Origin of the sequence: Citrobacter sp. Cpo126 (genome assembly GCF_030332445.1) — a bacterium.
Taxonomy (GTDB): domain Bacteria; phylum Pseudomonadota; class Gammaproteobacteria; order Enterobacterales; family Enterobacteriaceae; genus Citrobacter; species Citrobacter portucalensis.
The window spans coordinates 15,445-34,831 of record NZ_JAOWHT010000036.1 but is presented as its reverse complement, the minus strand read 5'-3'; the positions used below and the strand labels follow the sequence as shown (position 1 = coordinate 34,831).

General features: G+C 48.0%; 22 protein-coding genes and 1 pseudogene. 17 read left to right on the top strand and 6 right to left on the bottom strand.

All coding sequences use genetic code 11. The annotated features are described in order from the left end of the window. Positions 1 to 117: 117 nt before the first annotated feature. From icd to OGY17_RS14470, 3 genes are all read left to right on the top strand, one after another. Positions 118 to 1,368, top strand: coding sequence for an NADP-dependent isocitrate dehydrogenase (icd, locus tag OGY17_RS14480; protein WP_286607648.1), 1,251 nt, complete (start codon positions 118 to 120; stop codon positions 1,366 to 1,368). Between the two features lie 521 nt (positions 1,369 to 1,889). Next, entirely contained in the window at positions 1,890 to 2,375 is a 486-nt protein-coding gene (locus OGY17_RS14475) for an Ail/Lom family outer membrane beta-barrel protein (protein ID WP_234102941.1), read from the top strand. A gap of 10 nt (positions 2,376 to 2,385) precedes the next feature. Then, a complete protein-coding gene (locus OGY17_RS14470; protein ID WP_032943089.1) occupies positions 2,386 to 2,640 on the top strand; it encodes a hypothetical protein in 255 nt (84 codons plus the stop codon). A 60-nt stretch (positions 2,641 to 2,700) separates the two neighbouring features. Here the strand turns inward: OGY17_RS14470 and OGY17_RS14465 are convergent. After that, a pseudogene (locus OGY17_RS14465) lies at positions 2,701 to 2,820 on the bottom strand (cytochrome b); the annotation flags it as partial. A gap of 87 nt (positions 2,821 to 2,907) precedes the next feature. After that, positions 2,908 to 3,180 carry a hypothetical protein gene (locus OGY17_RS14460; protein ID WP_048235540.1) on the bottom strand — a complete coding sequence of 91 codons (273 nt, stop codon included), beginning with the start codon at positions 3,178 to 3,180 and terminating at the stop codon, positions 2,908 to 2,910. Positions 3,181 to 3,421: 241 nt separating this feature from the next. On the opposite strand from OGY17_RS14460, the gene pdeG reads away from it, so the two are divergent. Beyond that, complete coding sequence (pdeG, locus tag OGY17_RS14455) at positions 3,422 to 4,945, top strand: cyclic di-3',5'-guanosine monophosphate phosphodiesterase PdeG (RefSeq protein WP_020996464.1); 1,524 nt, start codon at positions 3,422 to 3,424, stop codon at positions 4,943 to 4,945. Positions 4,946 to 5,114: 169 nt separating this feature from the next. Beyond that, positions 5,115 to 5,312: a hypothetical protein gene (locus tag OGY17_RS14450; protein ID WP_003832412.1), complete on the top strand. Its 198-nt coding sequence runs from the start codon at positions 5,115 to 5,117 to the stop codon at positions 5,310 to 5,312. Positions 5,313 to 5,428: 116 nt separating this feature from the next. Here the strand turns inward: OGY17_RS14450 and OGY17_RS14445 are convergent, their stop codons facing one another. Further along, positions 5,429 to 7,516, bottom strand: coding sequence for a TonB-dependent receptor (locus OGY17_RS14445; RefSeq protein ID WP_286607645.1), 2,088 nt, complete (start codon positions 7,514 to 7,516; stop codon positions 5,429 to 5,431). Between the two features lie 396 nt (positions 7,517 to 7,912). Here OGY17_RS14445 and OGY17_RS14440 point away from each other — a divergent pair, with 396 nt between their 5' ends. The 11 genes from OGY17_RS14440 (at position 7,913) to OGY17_RS14390 (ending at position 16,307) form a co-directional block, all read left to right on the top strand. Beyond that, positions 7,913 to 9,535 carry an ABC transporter substrate-binding protein gene (locus OGY17_RS14440; protein WP_079935317.1) on the top strand — a complete coding sequence of 541 codons (1,623 nt, stop codon included), beginning with the start codon at positions 7,913 to 7,915 and terminating at the stop codon, positions 9,533 to 9,535. Beyond that, entirely contained in the window at positions 9,535 to 10,509 is a 975-nt protein-coding gene (locus OGY17_RS14435) for an ABC transporter permease (RefSeq protein ID WP_071444754.1), read from the top strand. The genes OGY17_RS14440 and OGY17_RS14435 overlap by 1 nt, the downstream gene beginning before the upstream one ends. Further along, positions 10,499 to 11,311, top strand: a complete 813-nt coding sequence (locus OGY17_RS14430; RefSeq protein ID WP_008784503.1) for an ABC transporter permease — start codon at positions 10,499 to 10,501, stop codon at positions 11,309 to 11,311. The genes OGY17_RS14435 and OGY17_RS14430 overlap by 11 nt, the downstream gene beginning before the upstream one ends. Beyond that, the gene (locus tag OGY17_RS14425; RefSeq protein ID WP_008784504.1) at positions 11,305 to 12,099 is read left to right on the top strand and encodes an ATP-binding cassette domain-containing protein; all 795 of its coding nucleotides are present in this window, start codon (positions 11,305 to 11,307) and stop codon (positions 12,097 to 12,099) included. Before OGY17_RS14430 ends, OGY17_RS14425 begins: the two co-directional genes overlap by 7 nt. Next, the gene (locus OGY17_RS14420; protein WP_008784505.1) at positions 12,083 to 12,670 is read left to right on the top strand and encodes an ATP-binding cassette domain-containing protein; all 588 of its coding nucleotides are present in this window, start codon (positions 12,083 to 12,085) and stop codon (positions 12,668 to 12,670) included. The genes OGY17_RS14425 and OGY17_RS14420 overlap by 17 nt, the downstream gene beginning before the upstream one ends. Positions 12,671 to 12,701: 31 nt before the next feature. Beyond that, positions 12,702 to 13,217 carry a phospholipase D family nuclease gene (locus tag OGY17_RS14415; protein ID WP_235124082.1) on the top strand — a complete coding sequence of 172 codons (516 nt, stop codon included), beginning with the start codon at positions 12,702 to 12,704 and terminating at the stop codon, positions 13,215 to 13,217. 77 nt (positions 13,218 to 13,294) lie between these two features. Further along, the gene (zinT, locus tag OGY17_RS14410) at positions 13,295 to 13,945 is read left to right on the top strand and encodes a metal-binding protein ZinT (RefSeq protein ID WP_003832427.1); all 651 of its coding nucleotides are present in this window, start codon (positions 13,295 to 13,297) and stop codon (positions 13,943 to 13,945) included. 139 nt (positions 13,946 to 14,084) lie between these two features. Continuing rightward, positions 14,085 to 14,723: a leucine efflux protein LeuE gene (gene leuE, locus OGY17_RS14405; RefSeq protein ID WP_003832429.1), complete on the top strand. Its 639-nt coding sequence runs from the start codon at positions 14,085 to 14,087 to the stop codon at positions 14,721 to 14,723. A gap of 173 nt (positions 14,724 to 14,896) precedes the next feature. Beyond that, positions 14,897 to 15,259 (top strand): DUF1971 domain-containing protein YeaR, encoded by a 363-nt coding sequence (gene yeaR, locus OGY17_RS14400; protein ID WP_003030735.1) that lies wholly within the window; start codon positions 14,897 to 14,899, stop codon positions 15,257 to 15,259. A 3-nt stretch (positions 15,260 to 15,262) separates the two neighbouring features. Beyond that, complete coding sequence (locus OGY17_RS14395) at positions 15,263 to 15,445, top strand: DUF1869 domain-containing protein (RefSeq protein WP_003832433.1); 183 nt, start codon at positions 15,263 to 15,265, stop codon at positions 15,443 to 15,445. Between the two features lie 217 nt (positions 15,446 to 15,662). Further along, a complete protein-coding gene (locus OGY17_RS14390; RefSeq protein ID WP_032943096.1) occupies positions 15,663 to 16,307 on the top strand; it encodes a hypothetical protein in 645 nt (214 codons plus the stop codon). Positions 16,308 to 16,359: 52 nt separating this feature from the next. Here OGY17_RS14390 and fdhF read toward each other — a convergent pair whose 3' ends face one another. Then, positions 16,360 to 18,507, bottom strand: a complete 2,148-nt coding sequence (gene fdhF, locus OGY17_RS14385) for a formate dehydrogenase subunit alpha (protein WP_060682331.1) — start codon at positions 18,505 to 18,507, stop codon at positions 16,360 to 16,362. Between the two features lie 361 nt (positions 18,508 to 18,868). Here fdhF and OGY17_RS14380 point away from each other — a divergent pair, with 361 nt between their 5' ends. Continuing rightward, positions 18,869 to 19,117: a GlsB/YeaQ/YmgE family stress response membrane protein gene (locus OGY17_RS14380; protein ID WP_003832440.1), complete on the top strand. Its 249-nt coding sequence runs from the start codon at positions 18,869 to 18,871 to the stop codon at positions 19,115 to 19,117. Between the two features lie 48 nt (positions 19,118 to 19,165). On the opposite strand, the gene yoaJ is transcribed toward OGY17_RS14380, so the two are convergent. Together yoaJ and OGY17_RS14370 are read right to left on the bottom strand one after the other, a co-directional pair. Further along, positions 19,166 to 19,240 carry a protein YoaJ gene (gene yoaJ / locus OGY17_RS14375; protein ID WP_095533175.1) on the bottom strand — a complete coding sequence of 25 codons (75 nt, stop codon included), beginning with the start codon at positions 19,238 to 19,240 and terminating at the stop codon, positions 19,166 to 19,168. A 2-nt stretch (positions 19,241 to 19,242) separates the two neighbouring features. Further along, positions 19,243 to 19,341 (bottom strand): YoaK family small membrane protein, encoded by a 99-nt coding sequence (locus OGY17_RS14370; RefSeq protein ID WP_032941789.1) that lies wholly within the window; start codon positions 19,339 to 19,341, stop codon positions 19,243 to 19,245. Positions 19,342 to 19,387: the final 46 nt, after the last annotated feature.

Sequence of the window (19,387 nt, the reverse complement as noted above, 5' to 3'; positions counted from 1 at the left end):
CGCTCATTACAAATCATTAACAAAAAGTTGCTCTAACGCATCCGTGTAGCAGGACGCAAACGCACATGCAGCGTGATGACAGACGAGCAGAACCAGAAGCGCTCGAAGGAGAGGTGAATGGAAAGCAAAGTAGTTGTTCCGGCGGAAGGTAAGAAGATCACCCTGCAAAACGGCAAACTCAACGTTCCTGAAAATCCGATTATCCCGTTCATTGAAGGCGACGGTATCGGCGTTGATGTAACCCCACCGATGATCAAAGTTGTCGATGCTGCTGTCGAGAAAGCCTATAAAGGCGAGCGTAAAATCTCCTGGATGGAAATCTACACCGGCGAGAAATCCACTCAGGTTTATGGCCAGGACGTCTGGCTGCCTGCTGAAACCTTAGATCTGATTCGTGAATATCGTGTTGCCATTAAAGGCCCTCTGACCACCCCTGTTGGCGGCGGTATTCGCTCTCTGAACGTAGCTCTGCGTCAGGAACTTGACCTGTATGTCTGCCTGCGTCCGGTGCGTTATTATCAGGGCACACCAAGCCCGGTTAAACACCCTGAACTGACCGACATGGTCATCTTCCGCGAAAACTCCGAAGACATCTACGCGGGTATCGAGTGGAAAGCTGACTCTGCCGATGCTGAGAAAGTGATTAAATTTCTGCGCGAAGAGATGGGCGTGAAGAAAATCCGCTTCCCGGAACATTGCGGCATTGGTATCAAACCGTGTTCTGAAGAAGGGACTAAACGCCTGGTGCGTGCAGCGATTGAATACGCCATCGCCAACGATCGTGATTCAGTTACCCTGGTACACAAAGGCAACATCATGAAGTTCACCGAAGGCGCGTTCAAAGACTGGGGTTACCAGTTAGCGCGTGAAGAATTCGGTGGTGAACTGATCGACGGCGGTCCATGGGTGAAAATCAAGAACCCGAAAACCGGTAAAGAGATCGAGGTTAAGGACGTTATCGCCGATGCGTTCCTGCAACAGATCCTGCTGCGCCCGGCTGAGTATGACGTGATTGCCTGTATGAACCTGAACGGTGACTACATCTCCGATGCGCTGGCCGCACAGGTGGGTGGTATTGGTATCGCGCCGGGTGCAAACATTGGTGACGAATGCGCTCTGTTCGAAGCAACCCACGGTACTGCACCGAAGTATGCAGGTCAGGATAAAGTGAACCCAGGTTCCATCATTCTGTCTGCTGAAATGATGCTGCGCCACATGGGTTGGGTAGAAGCGGCTGACCTGATTGTTAAAGGTATGGAAGGCGCGATTAACGCGAAAACCGTAACCTATGACTTCGAACGTCTGATGGACGGCGCTAAGCTGCTGAAATGTTCAGAGTTTGGTGACGCGATCATCGAAAACATGTAATCCAGATACTGGGTTGTATGAGAACGGGAGCCGAGTGGTTCCCGTTTTTTTTACCTGCAAAATACTTTCCTGGCGCTCATACTATTAAACTCATTTAAATAGCACTGAAGATCAAATTTTTATCTTTGCCATTACAATTTTATTTTTTGATAAAAATATCCATGGCTGTCAATATTTCTTTATTTAACTCTATTCGGGTATGAGAACTAACTATAATTGAGTGGTGTTTGTATCTTATTGATTATCAGATGGGAAATAATCATTTTAACAATAAGGAAAATATCGGGAATATGTAAAAGGAAGAAGCGTTTTAAGATTTTTTACTCTAATTTTAAATCCATTTTTATCAGCGTGTTATGACAGTTGATTATTCTGAATATTAGTAATGTCCAAAAAAGAACATTTTCTCCGATTGATGTTTTTTTACCTTTCTGTTTTTCTGTTGGCAACATGCTTGAGAAATAAAACTCAAAGCATGATTCCTTATTATGTGTGTTACTTACTATTAGTTGATGATGAAAATGGTTATTAAAATGCTAAGTTTAAAAACAGGTTTAGTGGCTGTTACATTATGTTTTGCTATGACAGTTTATGCAGGAGAAAGCGTAGTCACCGGCGGTTATGTACATACCCGGACAGATGGACAGAACCTTAATGGTTTTAACGCTAAATATGGTTATACCCCAGATGAGAGTGATTTTGGTGTTATGACATCCTTAACCATTTCAGCAAATGATGATAATGATATAGATCGTGGTTATGGTTCTGCATTAGTCGGCGCAAGTTATAAAGTAAATGATGTGGTAAAACCTTATGTAATGGCGGGTATTGGGAGAGGTGCGATCAAAGCTAATGGTGAAACTGACACTTCTACAGGTTTTGCCTATGGCGCTGGTATTCAGTTTACCCCCATTGCAGGTTTCACTGTTGATGCAGGCTATGAAGGTTCTAAGGTCTTTGGCGCACAAGCTAATAGTATTGTAGTCGGCGCCGGCTGGAAATTCTAAGGTTATTTATATGAATAAATTAATGATAATATTGGGTGCGTTTTCTGCTGTTTCCTTGATGTCTGGTTGTGTATCAGAAGAACAACGCTTAGCAAAGTGCGAAGCGAAGGGAATTAGCCGTGATGTTTGTTATCACGAAGAAAAAGAATATTGGAATAATTACAGTGCTAATATGAGTCGACTGCAGGCAGCTAATACACAAGCGGATGCTTTCAAAGAGGCTATGAGTGATCACAAGAAACATAAGCATCATGATGACGATTAATATTTAAGAACACGCACATACGGTCTTGAGTGCTTATGTTCTTGATATTTTAATCATCTATTAATTATTCAAATGGTTATGCTCAGGCATCACTCTCAAAAGCGTATTATCCTTCTGTATATAGTGATGAAATAATGCAGCGCCGGCATGGGCTGCAATTAGAAAGTAGCAGATATCGGCGAACTGACTTCCCCCAAAGCCAGAGTTTTTTATGATAACCATGGCCTTACTTTGGTTTGAGAAAAACGCTTCATCTGCTGTGTGCAATTATTCTTTTGCTGAAAGTTTGTACGGAAATACATGTAGAGCATTAGCTGCTATGGGGTAAACGCCCAGGCCTTCTGTTCTGGCTTTGATTTCCTCGAAAGAGAGTGAAGGGGAGGGTTCTCGTCCGCCCCACAGATTAATGCCTTCAGGAACATCGTCCCGGCTGTACTCCTCGGCGATCTCGATGGTTCCGCCACTATTCAATTCGATGACAACGCTTTTTCCGTCAACAGGAATCAGGTGCCCGTCATTGTCAGTGATAAAGATTTTCATTTGATTACCTCTTATTAGTGCATTCCTATGATAGCAAAATTGGATGAGGTGCAACGCCGGTTTTGTACTGCAAATTTCAGTAATGATTTTATCAATAAATTAGTAAGTTACGTTGTTATTGAGGAAATGTGACTGGGCGCATGGCGGCTTTTGTTTCTGTCTACCATGCTCTGTAGATATAAATTAGAACACGTCAATGCTCATCGCAACGACCGATCGGCTTTCACCACAGGATATGAGAATGCGCAAAGCACTTTTACCGGTAACTGCTGCGGTGTGTCTTTTTTTAATCGGTGTTTTTATTCTTAATATGCAGCTTTGGTATTCATCTTCGATGGAAAACCTCGGGGGGGCCAGATATGCCGCGAAAAATATGGATAACATACTTGATGAAGCTTTCCAGGCAACCCGTACCGCTATGAACATCGCTGAAAAAAAATGCGATTTGGAGGGGCAATACCAACTTGGAACCGAAGCTGCGCTCCGACCCCATTTGCGAACGCTGATCATTATTCGACAGGGGAAGGTTTGGTGTACATCTTTGCCGGGTAATCGGATATTACTTAAGCATATTCCCGTTATAGCTGATACTAATTTACAACTGACTCCCGCAAGCAATACCGAGAATGAAATACCTGTTCTGCTGTATCAAACACGTTTTCACACAGGCCGTATCATCGTCACCATAAGTGGCGTGCATATCCGAGGGGCAATGAATGTCCCGTTAGCGGGAGTAACGTACTCGTTGCTTGTGGGTGACGCAGCACTCGGTTTATTGGGCGATGTAAAAACCGTTACAACAAGCGCACGTGCGTCTGGTCAAGTTAATTCCGCAAAGTATCCGTTCAGTATTATTTATAATAAACCGCCACTGTTTAGTGCAAAAAGACTGGTTACACAGGGTTCAGGGATTCTGGTTTTTATCCTGTTAATGTCTTTTGCAGCCGCTTATGCCATTGATAAGTATCTGAACAAGAACGATACCCCTGAAGAAACGTTGCGCAGGGCGATAGTAAAAGGAGAGATCGTGCCTTTTTATCAACCTATCGTAAATGGTCGCGAGGGGACGTTACGCGGTGTTGAAGTGCTGGCCCGATGGAAACATCCAAAAGCCGGGTATATTTCTCCTGCTTCCTTTATACCTGTAGCGGAAAAATCAGGCCTGATAGTGCCACTAACTCAAAGTCTGATGAGGCAGGTCGCTGCGAATATGAACGCCATTGCCAGCAAACTGCCATCCGGCTTCCATGTCGGCATTAACTTCAGCGCATCCCATATCACATCCCCTACATTCGTGCAGGAGTGCCTGCATTACAGGGATAGCTTTAACCGCGATGACCTCAATCTGGTAATCGAAGTTACTGAGCGCGAGCCGTTAGATGTGGATGAAGATCTTGTGCAGAGGCTCAATATCCTGCATGAGAATGGCTTTGTGATTGCGCTGGATGATTTTGGTACGGGCTATTCTGGGCTTTCTTATTTGCATGACCTGCACATTGATTACATTAAAATCGATCAGAGCTTTGTGGGAAGGGTAAATGAGCTTCCCGATTCAACCCGAATTTTGGATTGTGTTCTCGATTTGGCGCGCAAGCTGTCTTTAAGCATCGTTGCTGAAGGGGTTGAAACGAAGGCTCAGCTTGATTATCTCAACAAAAACAACATTGTTTTCCTGCAAGGGTACTATTTCTATAAACCAGTAACCTTCACTGAGTTCGTCATGATTCTGCTGTCAAAGCCTAAAGTGAAGGTTTTTGTCGAATAAATACAAGATAACCTAATTGATGAAAAGTGAGCATGAAATCTGCTTCGGTAGCAAAAATCCGACGATTATCTTTATCGTGAGGCAAATCTCGGATTCTGTTATTTAAAATCTATACCCTTATCGATGTGGTGGTTATTTGTGTTTTCATATACAGCAACTGGATAATGGTATGGCAGATATAACATTCGCGATGGAGCGTGATTCAAGTCACAAAGCGGCGAAAAATAAGTTGGATGTGCGAAGCAAAGCGAAGAACACAAATCGCAATCAGCTTGCGATTGCCGCAGTCCTGTTTTTAGGCGGTATCGTCGGGATTATTGTTTTGGCATTATATCTAATGGTGCAGGAAGGGGTATTTCTGTATTAATTGTTTAAATATTCTTATATGTTAAAATAAGATGATGATTATATCTTGTGTCTTCTCTCAATAATATTCTGCTGGTCGGGGTATTAGTGTGCCCCGACCAACAGGATCTTATAAAATTAGAACTGATAATTTAAAGACACCCAGTAGTTACGACCAGGGTTTACGTATCCGGTAGTGGATTGTGCAGTCTGATAATAATCACCTGCGTAGGTACTATTACGCCCCACCTGGTACAATTTGACCTCACTAAAGTCTTTATCCAGCACGTTATTAACCGCCGTATTAAGCGTCAGATCTTTAGTCAGCTTATAAGACATCCCCATATCGACAACGGTCCAGGCTTTTAAATCAGCGCCTTTATCGTCATAGACGGCCTTTTGTACCGCGCTAAGGTTGTCGTAATTTTCGGTAAAGCGTGGGGCTTTGCCGCGATAACGTGCGCTGAGCCAGGCGTTCATATCTTCCGTTGCCTGCCAGTTCAGGCGGGCGTTAGCCATATGTTTTGGGGTGTAACTTAATGGCGCGCCTTTATTGTCACCATCTTTTTGCTTGCTCTGAGTGTAGGTGTAGTTGAGAGATAGGGTCAGCACATCCGACCATAGAGGGAAGGTGCTGGCAAATTCAACGCCATCGGTCCTCGCCTTGCCGCTGTTGGTATAGCTGTTGGTATTATCATCGATAGAATATGAGACAATTTTATTTTTGTATTCGGTATAGAAGCCGGTAATGTTGGCGTTAAGCCCGGTGTCGTTCTCGTAATACAGCCCGGTTTCGTAGCTGATACTTTCCTCAGGTTTGAGGTCCGGGTTACCGACCGTATTCACCGTTCCCTGTGCGGTTACACCGCTGATCCCGTTATGCAACTGGCTTAGTGATGGTGCTTTATAACCTGTCGTTACGCCGCCTTTGAGCGTCCAGTCGTCGGAAACGTCCCAGACCATATAGGCACGCGGGCTGAGATGACCGCCAAAGACATCGTTATGCTCATAGCGTGTTCCTGCGGTTAAGGCCAGCGAGTCGAGAATATGCCATTCATCTTCCGCATAAGCTGCCCACGTTTTTTGATGGAACGTCTCGCCGGTATTGGCCAGTACCACACCATCTTTCATCCGTGCATCCCAGTATTCTCCGCCAAGGGTTAAGAGGTGTGAATCACCTAATGGCGTCAGCAGCACTGAGTCAAGAATGACGTTGGTGTTCTTCAGTTCACGCGCGTCACCGGCCCGGCCTGCGTTCTCTGGTGTGAGTGCGGAAGATACCAATTGCCGGCCTTTGTTTTCGGTTTCATTCCAGCCGAGGGAGGATTTCCAGGTGCCGAACGTTAAGGCTGTATCGTGGCCGAGGGTCACTTTGTTACGCTCATAGCGTAGCGTTTTATCATACCCCCCTGTCAGGTTGCCCAACTGCCCATCATCGTTGTCATAGCGCTGTCTGGCGGAGTCGAGATCTAACCACAGCGTATTGTTCTCATTGGTTTTCCAGTCGAGGCGCGTGCCAATATTATAGTTTTCCGATTCGGTAGGATAAGGTACGCGGGTGGAGGCGGTATCGCTGAGGGAGGTGACGCTGGAACCCTGACGCTGGGTTGTGCTCCCCCGAACCTGCATATCCAGTACGCCCGCAATCAACGGGCCGCTTGACCAGAAGTTGGCGACCGTACTGTTACCCCATTTATTACTCTCTTGCAGGTTAACGCCGGTATTGATGGAAGTGCTCCATTTATCGGTGCTTTTTTTGGTGATGATATTCACCACGCCACCGATTGCGTCGGACCCATAAAGCGTCGACATCGGGCCGCGGATCACCTCAATATGATCGATCGCCGCCAGCGGGGGCATAAAGCTGGTATTCATGGCAGAGAAACCGTTTGGCGTTACGTCGCTGCTGCCGTTTTGACGAATACCGTCAATCAGGATCAAGGTATAGCTGGCAGGCATGCCACGGATGCTGATCTCCAGACCGCCGGTTTTACCGGTGCTGCTTTCAACATCTACCCCTTCAACAGAACGCAGGGCTTCACCTAAGTCATTATATTTATTGGTTTGTAACTCTTGCTGCGAAATAACAGAGACGCTGGCTGCGGCATTGGTGATTTTCTTTTCATAACCGGAAGCGGTTACCACCATGACATCTTCAGCAAATACCAGGGGGCTGGAAAATCCTAAACAGGACAGAACGACAGAGGCAACAGGTTTTAAACGCATAGTCAAACTTCCTTTGTTAAAAATTCAAAGGCAGTAAGATAATTGATGGAAATGATAATACAAATAATTATCATTACAAATTTACATAACTTGTCACTTCTGGTGTTTTTCTTGAATAAATATACATAAATTGTCATGAATTTTAGATAAGGAATTAGCAGGAAGGGCCAATGGTCCGCATAGGAAATTATTAGTTCGGGATTAATATTCCTGTGAATAAATGGCGAGGGATTAATCTATTTTCTGAGATTCACATCGTACTCATAACGGAGTATCAGAAAAAAGTATGATAATTTTAGAAAATCGTCATACTTTTCTGCGCCGCATCATTTTTTTCATCATTTCTGTCCGCCATAATCCCTTCCCCAGGAGACTGCTTAACGACGGTAAATCGTTATGCAGCATAAAAATAACGTAAATCTGGATAACATAATGATCAAAGGCAAGCTGGCACTGCTTACGTGCGCATTGACTCTCGCATTAACCTCACCACTTCTTGCCGCGCAAAATGCGAGCGAAGGGCAGACGTTAAAACTGGCAATTGGACCAGAACCAACGGAAGGGTTTGACCCGATGCTGGGCTGGAGTCATGGCAGCTATTTGCTTTTACATGCACCATTATTAAAACAAAATGCAGATATGAGCTGGGGAAACCTGCTGACGGAAAAAGTAGAGACCAGTGCAGACGGCAAAATCTGGACGTTGACGTTAAAACCTGACCTTAAATTCTCTGATGGTTCCCCGCTAACCGCTGAAGATGTGGTGTTCACCTATAACAAAGCAGCAAAAAGCGGCGGCAAAATCGACATGGGAAACTTCACCCATGCCAGCCTGAAAGATAACCGTACGGTAGAAATTACGCTAAATAGCCCACAGAGCACCTTTGTGAATGTGCTGGGTTCTTTGGGTATTGTTCCGGCGAAACGGTATGACGAAAAAACATTTGCCAAAAATCCGATTGGCGCGGGTCCTTATCGGCTGGTGAGTTTTCAGCCGGGACAGCAGTTGATCGTGGAGGCTAACCCCTGGTATGCCGGTAAGAAAAATGATTTCAGTAAGCTGGTGTTTGTCTTCCTTGATGAAGATAACGCTTATGCCGCAGCGCGCAGTGGCCAACTGGGACTCGTACGTATCGCGCCGTCGATGGCGGTCGCTCCTCAGCAGACAAATTTGAAACTTTGGGTACGCGATAGCGTGGAAAACCGGGGCATTGTGTTCCCGATGGTTCCTGCAGGTAAAAAAGACGCCAATGGCTATCCGATTGGGAACGATATCACTGCCGATGTTGCCATCAGGCGCGCCATCAACTATGCAATCGACCGTAAGCAGCTTGCCGATCAGGTCATGGAAGGTCATGCGATTCCTGCGTATAGCGCAGTGCAAGGGCTGCCATGGCAGGGGCAATCCGTTGCGTTCAAAGATGGCGATAGCGAAAAAGCACGTACGATTCTGGAAGAAGCCGGCTGGAAGGTGGGTAAAGATGGCGTACGAGTGAAAGACGGCAAAGAGGCTCGACTGACTTTATGGTACGCCAGCGGTGACAGTACGCGCCGGGATTTAGCCGAAGCTGTTCGCGCAATGCTGGAACCGGTGGGCATTCAGGTATCACTACAGTCAGGAAGCTGGGAAACCGTTGAACGTCACATGCATGCGAACCCGACGTTATTTGGTTGGGGAAGCCTGGATCCGATGGAGCTTTTCCATCATTACAGTAATCAGGCCGCGGGCGTGGAATATTACAACCCAGGTTATTACAGCAATCCTGTTGTTGAACAGCACCTTAAACAGGCTATCGACGCCCCAGACTGGCAAAAGGCGTTACCTTTCTGGCAACAGGTGGAGTGGGATGGTAAGCAAGGGGCTGGCGTGCAGGGCGATGCTGCCTGGGCATGGCTGCTGAATATTCAGCACACTTATCTGGCAAATCCGTGTATTGATTTAGGCAAAGGCGCACCGGAGATTCACGGTAGCTGGTCACTGCTCAATAATTTGGACGAATGGACCTGGACCTGCCGTTGATGAAGTCTGTTGTGGGCCATTTTCTACGGCTGATTGTGCTATTAGTGCTGGTTGCGGCTGGCACTTTTGTGCTGCTCAGTTTTTCTCCAGTCGATCCGATTCGCGCTTATATCGGCAACGATCTCCTGCATGTGCCGCCGGAGCAATATGCACGCATTGCTGCTCGCTGGGGATTGGACCAGCCGCTATGGGAGCGTTTTGGTCACTGGTTTGTTCGTGTATTGCAGGGCGATCTCGGCTATTCCATGTTGTTTAATGCGCCGGTTGCCAGCGTGATCAAGGAACGCTTTTCCACCTCGTTTGCGCTGCTTGGCGGCGCGTGGCTACTCTCCGGCATATTGGGAACGGCAATGGGGTTTGTCGCGGGTCGCTACCTGAATCGCTGGCCGGACAAAGCAATCTGTCGCCTCAGCTATCTGCTTTCTTCGCTGCCGACCTTCTGGATTGGCATGTTGCTGCTGGCGCTATTTGCCGTGCGCTGGCCGGTATTTCCGGTCTGCTGCGCGTGGGAGCCGGGCAACAGCGGCGATATGGTGACGCTGACCGAGCGTCTGCGTCATCTGGTGCTTCCCGTTTGCGCGCTCAGTTTGTTGGGACTGGGGCAAATTACGCTTCACACGCGGGAAAGCATCGCCAGCGTAATGAAAAGCGAATTTGTCCGTTTTGCGCGTTCCCAGGGAGATAAAGGCTGGTCACTGTTACGCCATCAGGTTCTGCGTCATGCAATTACGCCTGCGCTGTGTTTGCAGTTTGCCTCACTGGGAGAACTGTTGGGAGGTGCACTATTGGCCGAAAAAGTCTTTGCTTATCCAGGACTGGGGCAGGCCACCATTGATGCCGGGTTACGCGGCGATCTGCCGTTACTGATGGGGATTGTGTTGTTCAGTACCGTACTGGTGTTCATTGGCAACTCGCTGTCTACCTGGCTTGTCCGAATGTTGAACCGTGCTCTGGAGCGACCTGATGCTCTATAACCCGACGCCGACGCTAATTCGTCTTTTGTTCTCTTTTAGCTGCCTGTTATTCATTGCAGTGTATGGTGCCGCAATGCTGGATAACCCGTTGAGCGTTAATCTGCTTGCCCGTCATCTTCCACCTGATGCGATGTACTGGTTTGGCACCGATAACCTCGGTCGCGATCTGTGGATCCGTTGTTTTCAGGGGGCACTAACCAGTCTGCAAATTGGTATTGGTGCGGCGTTGTGCAGCGGTTTCATTGCGTTAATGATGGCGGCGGTTTCGCGCATACATCCGCGTCTGGATGTGCTTATGCGTCTAATTACTGATGCCATGCTATCGATGCCGCATCTGCTGTTGCTTATTTTGATCTGTTTTACGCTGGGTGGTGGGAAAAACGGGGTAATCATGGCGGTTGCACTAACGCACTGGCCGCGTCTGGCGCTGATCCTGCGTGCTGAAGCGCAGCGCGTGGCCCACAGTGACTATCTGACGTTGACCTGGCGTCTGGGACACGGCCATTTTTACTGCTGGCGGCATCACTATCTACCGGCGTTGTTACCCCAGTGGTTAACCGGGACATTGCTGATGTTTCCCCATGCGGTGTTGCACAGCGCGGCGTTAAGCTTCCTCGGTTTTGGACTGGCACCGCATGAACCGTCGCTGGGCCTGCTGCTGGCGGATGCGCTGAGGTTTATCAGTCATGGTGACTGGTGGTTAGTGCTGTTTCCAGGACTGATGCTGTTCAGTCTGGTGATGTTATTCGATCAGCTCGCAAGGGCGGTGCATCGTTTATGGTTACGAGGTGACGCATGTTGAGTTTAAGGCAGGTCTCGCTGGACGTGGCGCGTTATCGCTGGTACGGCGCGAAAAACTGGTCTTCGCTGTTGCAGGATATCTCTTTCGACGTAGCGCCTGGTCAGATGGTGGCGCTAGTTGGGGGAAGTGGGGAAGGTAAGAGCCTGTTGCTGCAATGTCTGCTCGATCTCTTACCAGACAATTTGCGTTTCAACGGCGTTATTACCCTGGAAGGTAAAGCGCTGGGCAGTGATGATATTCGCAAATGTCGTGGCAATACCTTCAGCTACGTCCCTCAAGGTATTCAGGCACTTAACCCGCTGCTCTCGATTGAAAAACATCTGCGCAGGGCATGCCAGCTTTCTGACCAGCAGTGGAATGCCGGAAAAATTGAACGATTGCTCCAGCGTAGTCGACTGGAAAGTCGCGTATTAGATGCTTTTCCGCGTCAGCTTTCAGGCGGTATGGCAAAACGTGTTCTGGCTTGTCATGCGTCTCTGAGTCAGGCTCGCTATATTCTGGCGGATGAAATTACCGCCTGGCTTGATGCACCTCTCGCTAATCAACTGCTTGAACAGTTGCGTGAGCAATGTGAGCAAGGGGCTGGTGTTTTGTGGGTAACGCATGACCTCACGCTGGCGGCCCGCCATGCGGATCGTATTGTCGCACTGCATCAGGGAAGGGTGTCGGATAACGTCAGCCGGGAACAGCTGTTACGCGGAGAGATTAGCGAACACCTGCAACGACAATGGCGGGCACTGCCTGAAAGAAATCAACTTTTTGGAGAGCGCGATGCTGTGCTGTCGTGATGTAACAATCCGTCAGGGGGAAAAGGTTCTGTGGCAAAATCTGACCTTTTCTCTACGCCCTGGAGAACGTATTGGGATTTGTGCGCCCAGTGGAACTGGCAAAACGACGCTGGGACGCGTGCTGGCGGGCTGGCAGAAACCAACTTCCGGTGACATTCTGATTGATGACCAACCGTTGCCGATGCACCAGTATTGCCCGGTGCAACTGGTGCCACAGCATCCGGAATTAACTTTTAACCCCCGACGCAGCACCGGTGATGCGGTGCATGATGCATGGCGACCGGATGCTGCAATGCTTACCCGTCTTCACATCAATCCAGAGTGGTTAACCCGCCGTCCCGGACAACTTTCTGGCGGTGAACTGGCGCGAATTGCTTTACTTCGCGCGCTGGACCCGCGGACACGTTTTCTTATTGCCGATGAAATTACTGCCCAGCTTGATCCTTCTATTCAACGGGATATCTGGGCGCTGCTGCTTGAAGAATCTCAGCGTCGACCATTGGGTATGCTCATTATCAGTCATCAGCAGGCGCTGCTTGATCAGATCTGCACGCGAGCGCTACTCTCTTAGGTCTCTTTCGCATTTCAGGCAAATAACTAACGTGATCGTAAAAACTATCGCTGTGGCTGCGCTAATGTACGGGGCGGGTGCTTTTGCAGCTCATACTTCCATTCAGGTGGGTTTTTCACCGGAAGGGTCGGCTCGGGCTTTAGTGCTGGATTCAATTAACCATGCGCAGCACAGCATCGATATGATGGCTTATTCATTTCAGTCTGCAGATATTGTTCAGGCCTTGGTAAACGCTGAAAAGAGAGGCGTAGTGGTTCGGGCTGTTATCGATAAGAAACGTAACGAGGGCAAGGTTAGCCAGAAGGCCATCGCTTTTGCTGCCGCGAATGGGGTTGATGTGCAACTGGATGGTCACTACCACATCCAGCATGACAAGGTAATGATTATTGATGGCGACACGCTGGAAACCGGTTCATTCAACTTTGCCAAATCCGCAGAATTTGCCAACTCTGAAAATGTGTTAGTTATTCGTGACGAACCTGCCGTTGTTGCGCAGTATCAGGCCCATTTTGACAGCCGTTGGAAAATCGCGCACCAGAGCGGTTAAATACTTCACAACGCCGTTGATTTAAATGTGATGTTATATTATAACAACTCACTCACAAATGATTTGAGGGTGAAATTTTGGCTATTCGTTTTAAGAAACTGACAATCGCTCTGGGGATGCTTTTAGTCAGTAGTTCGGTTCTGGCGCATGGTCATCATTCCCATGGTGCGCCAATGAGTGAAGCAGAACAAAAGGCGTCGGAAGGGGTATTTGATGATAACCAGGTGCAGAACAGGGCGCTGACCGACTGGGATGGCATGTGGCAATCTGTTTATCCGTATCTGGTCAGCGGCGAACTTGATCCAGTATTCAAAAAGAAAGCGGAGAAAGATAAAAGCAAAACGGCAGAACAAATCAAAGCGTATTACCGTACAGGCTATGCAACCAACGTAGACACTATCGGTATTGAAAATGGCGTGATGGAGTTTCATACCGGGAATCAGGTTGCATCATGTAAATACGACTACGCCGGATATAAGATCCTGAATTATAAATCAGGCAAGAAAGGTGTACGTTATCTGTTTGAGTGTAAAGCCGCTGACAGCAAAGCGCCTAAATATGTGCAATTTAGCGATCATATTATCGCGCCGCGTAAATCGAGCCACTTCCATATCTTTATGGGAAATACCTCGCAGGCAGCCTTGCTTGAAGAGATGGAAAACTGGCCTACCTACTACCCTTATCAGTTGAAGGGAGAAGAGGTTGTGGATGAGATGCTGCACCATTAATCCGGACTAACCTTATCTGTACACACCCGTCACCAGTGGCGGGTTTTTTAATTCATAACCTTCTCTTTCCATCACCCGATGCATTCGTTAGCATATTGTATCGCAGCAAGTGCATGTGTTTTTTCAGGAAGAGGTTAACGTGTTCGCAGAGTATGGAGTTCTGAATTACTGGACGTATCTGGTGGGAGCCATTTTTATCGTGTTGGTACCGGGGCCAAATACGATATTTGTGTTGAAGAACAGCGTCGGTCGGGGAGTGAAGGGTGGTTATCTCGCCGCAAGCGGTGTGTTTATCGGTGATGCCGTGTTGATGTTTTTGGCCTATGCCGGTGTTGCCGCATTGATCAAAACAACGCCCGTTTTGTTCAACATCGTTCGCTATCTTGGCGCGTTTTATCTGCTGTACCTCGGTGCGAAGATCCTGTATGCGACACTGAAATCGAAAGCAAGCGACGCCGCACCTGAGGAAGTCCCATTTGGCGCTATTTTTAAGCGAGCATTAATTCTAAGCCTGACGAATCCCAAAGCTATTTTGTTTTATGTTTCGTTCTTCGTGCAGTTTATTGATGTCAATGCACCGCACTCAGGGCTGTCATTCTTTATTTTGGCCATTACGCTTGAAGTAGTGAGTTTTTTCTATCTGAGCTTCCTTATTTTCTCCGGCGCGTTCGTGACGCAGTATATTCGCACCAAGAAAAAACTGGCCAAAGTGGGTAATTCCCTAATCGGCCTGATTTTCGTTGGTTTTGCCGCTCGTCTGGCCACGCTTCAGTCGTGATGCTATCGGCCCGCTGGTTGCGGCGGGTCTTCAATATGACGCTTTGCTTTTCATTTGTAATTGTAGGGTTATAACCAATAAATGGTATTTTAAATGTATATTTTGAGGCGTACCCTGTGTACAGCAGCGATTCAATAAGACTCGCTGGTTGTCGACTGGAAAAGGGAAGAAAAATGCTTCAAATTCCACAGAATCATATCCATACACGCTCTACACCATTCTGGAACAAAGAAACCGCGCCTGCCGGAATTTTCGAACGCCACCTTGATAAAGGAACTCGTGCCGGGGTTTATCCACGACTTTCTGTTATGCAGGGGGCGGTCAAATATCTCGGATACGCCGATGAACACAGTCCGGAGCCAGTAGAGGTGATGGTTATTGAAGCCGGTCAGTTTGGCGTTTTTCCTCCGGAAAAATGGCATAACATCGAAGTGATGACCGACGACACTTACTTTAATATCGATTTTTTCGTTGCCCCGGAAGTTCTGATGGAGAGCGCAAATCAACGAAAAGTCGTGCGCACCGGCAAGGAGTAAATCATGGGGAAAGCAACCTATACCGTAACAGTGACCAATAACAGCAACGGTGTTTCTGTGGATTATGAAACAGAAGCGCCTATGACATTACTGGTGCCGGATGTGGCAGCAGAAGTGGTCAAAGACTTGGTCAATACCGTCCGTTCGTACGATACCGAGAATGAGCACGAAGTCTGCGGATGGTAGGTATTAAATACTCTTACTGATTGAATACACAGAATTTTAATGTACTAACCGCACAGCGTTTTGACGGCGCCGTGCGGTTTTTTTATTTGTGTTGAACGTAGTGATGTCCGAAAAAGATTCCTTAAGAATACCTTAAGAAATCCGCATTGAATGCTAATTGTCGATCATTCACAGGCGTTATGATCGCAAAAAAGTAACAATACAGAACATCGCGCTTATGAAACTGAATACCCAAATTACATTCCCCACACTTATTCTAGGACTGGTCATTGTGGCGATTCCGTTCACCGCGAACTGGAATCTTCCGCTGCTTAACGGCACTGTCGTCAGATGGATCGAAAATGGGCAGGCGCTATGGCTACTGTTTGGTGCGGTATTTACCCTTGGCTATATCCGGCCTTTATCACGCCCTGAAGGAGAGAAGCAATTTTGGCTTTGGGCGGCAGCGTGGTGGGTGGTCTTGCTGGGCCGAAGCACCAGTTGGGGACGCGATTACTTCCCTGAGCATCCTAAACTTCTGTTCAGAGCTATCTCAGTTGTATTAATTGCCATGCTTATTCTGCCGGTGCTGCTGTCGAAGCGCTTACGCCAGGATATTGCCCGCCGTGTGCGTAATGAACCGTTACCGCTCTGGCTGTTGGCGATCACCACCTGTGCATTTTTAATCTCTGATACGGTAGAGCATCATCGTCTGCTGGCTCCCATCTTCCTGCACAATGCCCATTATGGCGATCTGATTGAAGAACTGTATGAACTACCGTTTATGGCGGGATTGTTCCTGATGAACCTTGGCTTTATGCAGCGGGATAAGCAGGAGGAAACTGCCTCCATCCGCTTCAGCGAACCTCACCTGGTAAAGTAATGAGATAAGACCTGAGTCTGGGTAACCAGACTCAGGTCGCGATGGTGGGGAATTACGCAATGGCCTCACATAAGCGTGATTTCATGTCGCTATACGATTGAGCGGCATACTTTTCAGCCCATCTCTGATCGCTAATGTGCTCGATATTTACGGCACAATATTTGGTTTCCGGCGTTTTCGAGATTGGATCGAGGTTATCCTGGGTCAACTCGTTGCATGCTCCAATCCACCATTGATAGGTCATATACACCGTTCCGGAATTGATGCGCTCGGAGACGTCTGCGCGGCTGATGACCTTACCCCGACGCGAGCTGACCCACACCAGATCACGATGACGAATACCCAGCTTTTCGGCATCTTGGGTATTGATTTGCACATATCCTGGTTCATCAGCCAACGCTTGTAACGCTGCGCAGTTACCGGTCATCGAGCGACAGGAGTAATGCCCAACTTCACGCACGGTACACAGTACCAGCGGATAATTGTCATCCGGAACTTCTGCGGGCGCTCGCCACGGTGCGGCAAACAGTTTGCCTTTGCCGTTGGCGGTATCAAACTGGCTGTGCGCGTAAAGGTACGGCGTACCAGGACTATCGAGATCGGGGCACGGCCACTGAACATGCCCCATTTCCCCCATTTTCTCATAGGTCACGCCGTAGAATAGCGGGCACAGCTCGCGCATCTCATCCCAGATTTGCTGGTTATTTTGATACTGCATTGGATAGCCCATTTCGCTGGCCAAAAGGCTGATAATCTCCCAGTCACGCTTTACGTCAGCGGTGGGCTCAATCGCTTTCTCAAAACGCTGGAAGCCGCGATCGGCGCAGGTAAAGACGCCGCCATGTTCGCCCCATGAGGTGGCAGGCAGGAGAACGTCGGCCATTTCCGCTGTCTTAGTCATGAAGATGTCTTGCACGACGATAAAATCGAGCGCGTTAAACCCTTCCCGAACCAGGCCCAGGTCGGCCTCGGTTTGCAGCGGATCCTCTCCCATGATGTAGTAGGCTTTTATTTTGCCTTCGAGAGCCAGATGCGGAACTTCAGTGATACGGGTCCCGACCTTATCATCCATCTGATTAACATCGATGCCCCATGCGCTGGCGAATTTTTCCCTGACGGCGGAATCGGTCACGTCCTGATACCCCGGGAACTGGTTAGGTAGTACCCCCATATCGCACGCACCCTGCACGTTATTTTGCCCGCGCACCGGACCAACGCCGACGTTAGGGCGACCCAGATTCCCGGTCAACAACGCCAGGCTCGACAAACCGCGAACCACATCAACGGCCTGACCAAACTGGGTGACGCCCATCCCCCACATTACGGTTGCCGATGGTGCTGCGGCAAATGTACGCATTGCCTGACGAACCTGCTGTGCGGGAACGCCGGTTAAATGTTCAACGGCTTCAGGCGCATAGTCCTTAACGGTTTCCCAGTATGTTTCCAGCCCTTCCGCATGCTTTTGCACATACTCGCGATCGTAGAGTTGCTCTTCGATAAGAACATGACCGAAGGCATTAACCAGCGCCATGTTGCAACCGTTTTTCAACTGCAAATGTTGGTCAGCAATACGGGCGGTTTCAATACGACGTGGGTCGCAGACAATGATTTTTGCGCCGTTCTGGCGAGCTTTAATTACCCGGCGGGCTACGATTGGGTGCGAGTCGGCGCAGTTATAACCAAAGATCAGCAGGCATTTTGAGTTTTCAATGTCGCTGATGGAATTGCTCATGGCGCCATTGCCTAACGTTTCTTGTAACCCGGCAACGGAAGGACCGTGACAGACGCGGGCACAACAATCGACATTATTGGTATGAAGTACGCCACGTGCGAATTTTTGCATCACGTAGTTAGTTTCATTTCCGGTTCCCCGGGAAGAGCCGGTAGTCATGATGGCGCGAGGGCCATAGGTATTTTTGATTTCAGACAGGCGTTTTGCGGTGTAACGAATGGCTTCATCCCAGCTAACGGGCGTGAATTTGCCACCTTTTTCATAACGGATCATCGGGCGAGTCAGACGGGGAGTCAGAAGGCGAGTGTCGTTAAGAAAGTCCCAACCATAATAGCCTTTCAGGCATAACTGATTTTGGTTCGTTACACCCTCTGCGGCTTCGGCGCGGATGATTTTGTTATTTTCGACAACAAGCTTAAGCTTGCACCCGGCCCCACAGTATGGGCAAACACTGGTGATTTTTTTCATCAATAACAGACCTGTTAAATGCTGAAATAGCGCGAATTGTAGACGCAGCCACGCGATAAGCACCGCGGACTACGATTTGTCGTAGCGACAAGTTGTTTAAGCATAAAGTGTGCCAGAAGTGAAAACCCAGCAATAACGGGGCTGAGGGCAAAAGAGTTAAGCATAATGACTGACGATTCGACATTAATGACGAGGAGCGGCAAAAATTTAGCCTGCCGGTCAGCAGTCATAACCTTATGAAACATCGGAAAAAGATGAAAATATGAAGTGATGACGATCACAAATTTTAATTTTTCAGCGCTATGCTATGCTTTTATACAACGAGTGAATCGTTAATTTAAAAACATAAGTGAGGAAAATTATGGGCATTATTTCATGGGTGGTTTTCGGTCTTATCGCTGGGATTTTGGCAAAATGGATTATGCCGGGTAAAGATGGCGGCGGATTCTTTATGACCATTATCTTAGGGGTTGTCGGTGCGGTAGTGGGTGGCTGGATCAGTACCTTCTTTGGTTTTGGTAAAGTTGATGGTTTCAACTTCGGCAGTTTCGTCGTAGCGGTTATCGGTGCGATTGTGGTGTTGTTTATCTATAGAAAAATCAAAAGCTAACTAAACATACAGACAATAGGGGCCACTGAGAAGTGGCCTTTATTTTGGTTACCACCACCCCAGTTCCGTGCCCAGAACCACTATGATCGCCACGCCAATCATAATAATCGTTGTTTTTTTCATCGTTATGCTCCCGGCGCAGCGTAGCCGCCAATAAAAAACCAGGATAAGAAAACGACAGCGGAAATGAAAATAATGACAGGGAAAATAATACCGAGTCGCATACGATTATCTACCAGAGTTATTTAAAGACGAGCCAGCATAGCAGGG

Coding starts and splice junctions, on each gene's coding strand:
- OGY17_RS14435 (WP_071444754.1), top strand. CDS start 9,535: ATGAAGTCTGTTGTGGGCCATTTTCTACGGCTGATTGTGCTATTAGTG.
- OGY17_RS14420 (WP_008784505.1), top strand. CDS start 12,083: ATGCTGTGCTGTCGTGATGTAACAATCCGTCAGGGGGAAAAGGTTCTG.
- OGY17_RS14395 (WP_003832433.1), top strand. CDS start 15,263: ATGGGGAAAGCAACCTATACCGTAACAGTGACCAATAACAGCAACGGT.
- OGY17_RS14470 (WP_032943089.1), top strand. CDS start 2,386: ATGAATAAATTAATGATAATATTGGGTGCGTTTTCTGCTGTTTCCTTG.
- OGY17_RS14450 (WP_003832412.1), top strand. CDS start 5,115: ATGGCAGATATAACATTCGCGATGGAGCGTGATTCAAGTCACAAAGCG.
- OGY17_RS14390 (WP_032943096.1), top strand. CDS start 15,663: ATGAAACTGAATACCCAAATTACATTCCCCACACTTATTCTAGGACTG.
- OGY17_RS14460 (WP_048235540.1), bottom strand. CDS start 3,180: ATGAAAATCTTTATCACTGACAATGACGGGCACCTGATTCCTGTTGAC.
- OGY17_RS14380 (WP_003832440.1), top strand. CDS start 18,869: ATGGGCATTATTTCATGGGTGGTTTTCGGTCTTATCGCTGGGATTTTG.
- OGY17_RS14370 (WP_032941789.1), bottom strand. CDS start 19,341: ATGCGACTCGGTATTATTTTCCCTGTCATTATTTTCATTTCCGCTGTC.
- OGY17_RS14430 (WP_008784503.1), top strand. CDS start 10,499: ATGCTCTATAACCCGACGCCGACGCTAATTCGTCTTTTGTTCTCTTTT.
- OGY17_RS14475 (WP_234102941.1), top strand. CDS start 1,890: ATGGTTATTAAAATGCTAAGTTTAAAAACAGGTTTAGTGGCTGTTACA.
- fdhF (WP_060682331.1), bottom strand. CDS start 18,507: ATGAAAAAAATCACCAGTGTTTGCCCATACTGTGGGGCCGGGTGCAAG.
- OGY17_RS14440 (WP_079935317.1), top strand. CDS start 7,913: ATGCAGCATAAAAATAACGTAAATCTGGATAACATAATGATCAAAGGC.
- pdeG (WP_020996464.1), top strand. CDS start 3,422: ATGCGCAAAGCACTTTTACCGGTAACTGCTGCGGTGTGTCTTTTTTTA.
- yeaR (WP_003030735.1), top strand. CDS start 14,897: ATGCTTCAAATTCCACAGAATCATATCCATACACGCTCTACACCATTC.
- icd (WP_286607648.1), top strand. CDS start 118: ATGGAAAGCAAAGTAGTTGTTCCGGCGGAAGGTAAGAAGATCACCCTG.
- OGY17_RS14445 (WP_286607645.1), bottom strand. CDS start 7,516: ATGCGTTTAAAACCTGTTGCCTCTGTCGTTCTGTCCTGTTTAGGATTT.
- OGY17_RS14425 (WP_008784504.1), top strand. CDS start 11,305: ATGTTGAGTTTAAGGCAGGTCTCGCTGGACGTGGCGCGTTATCGCTGG.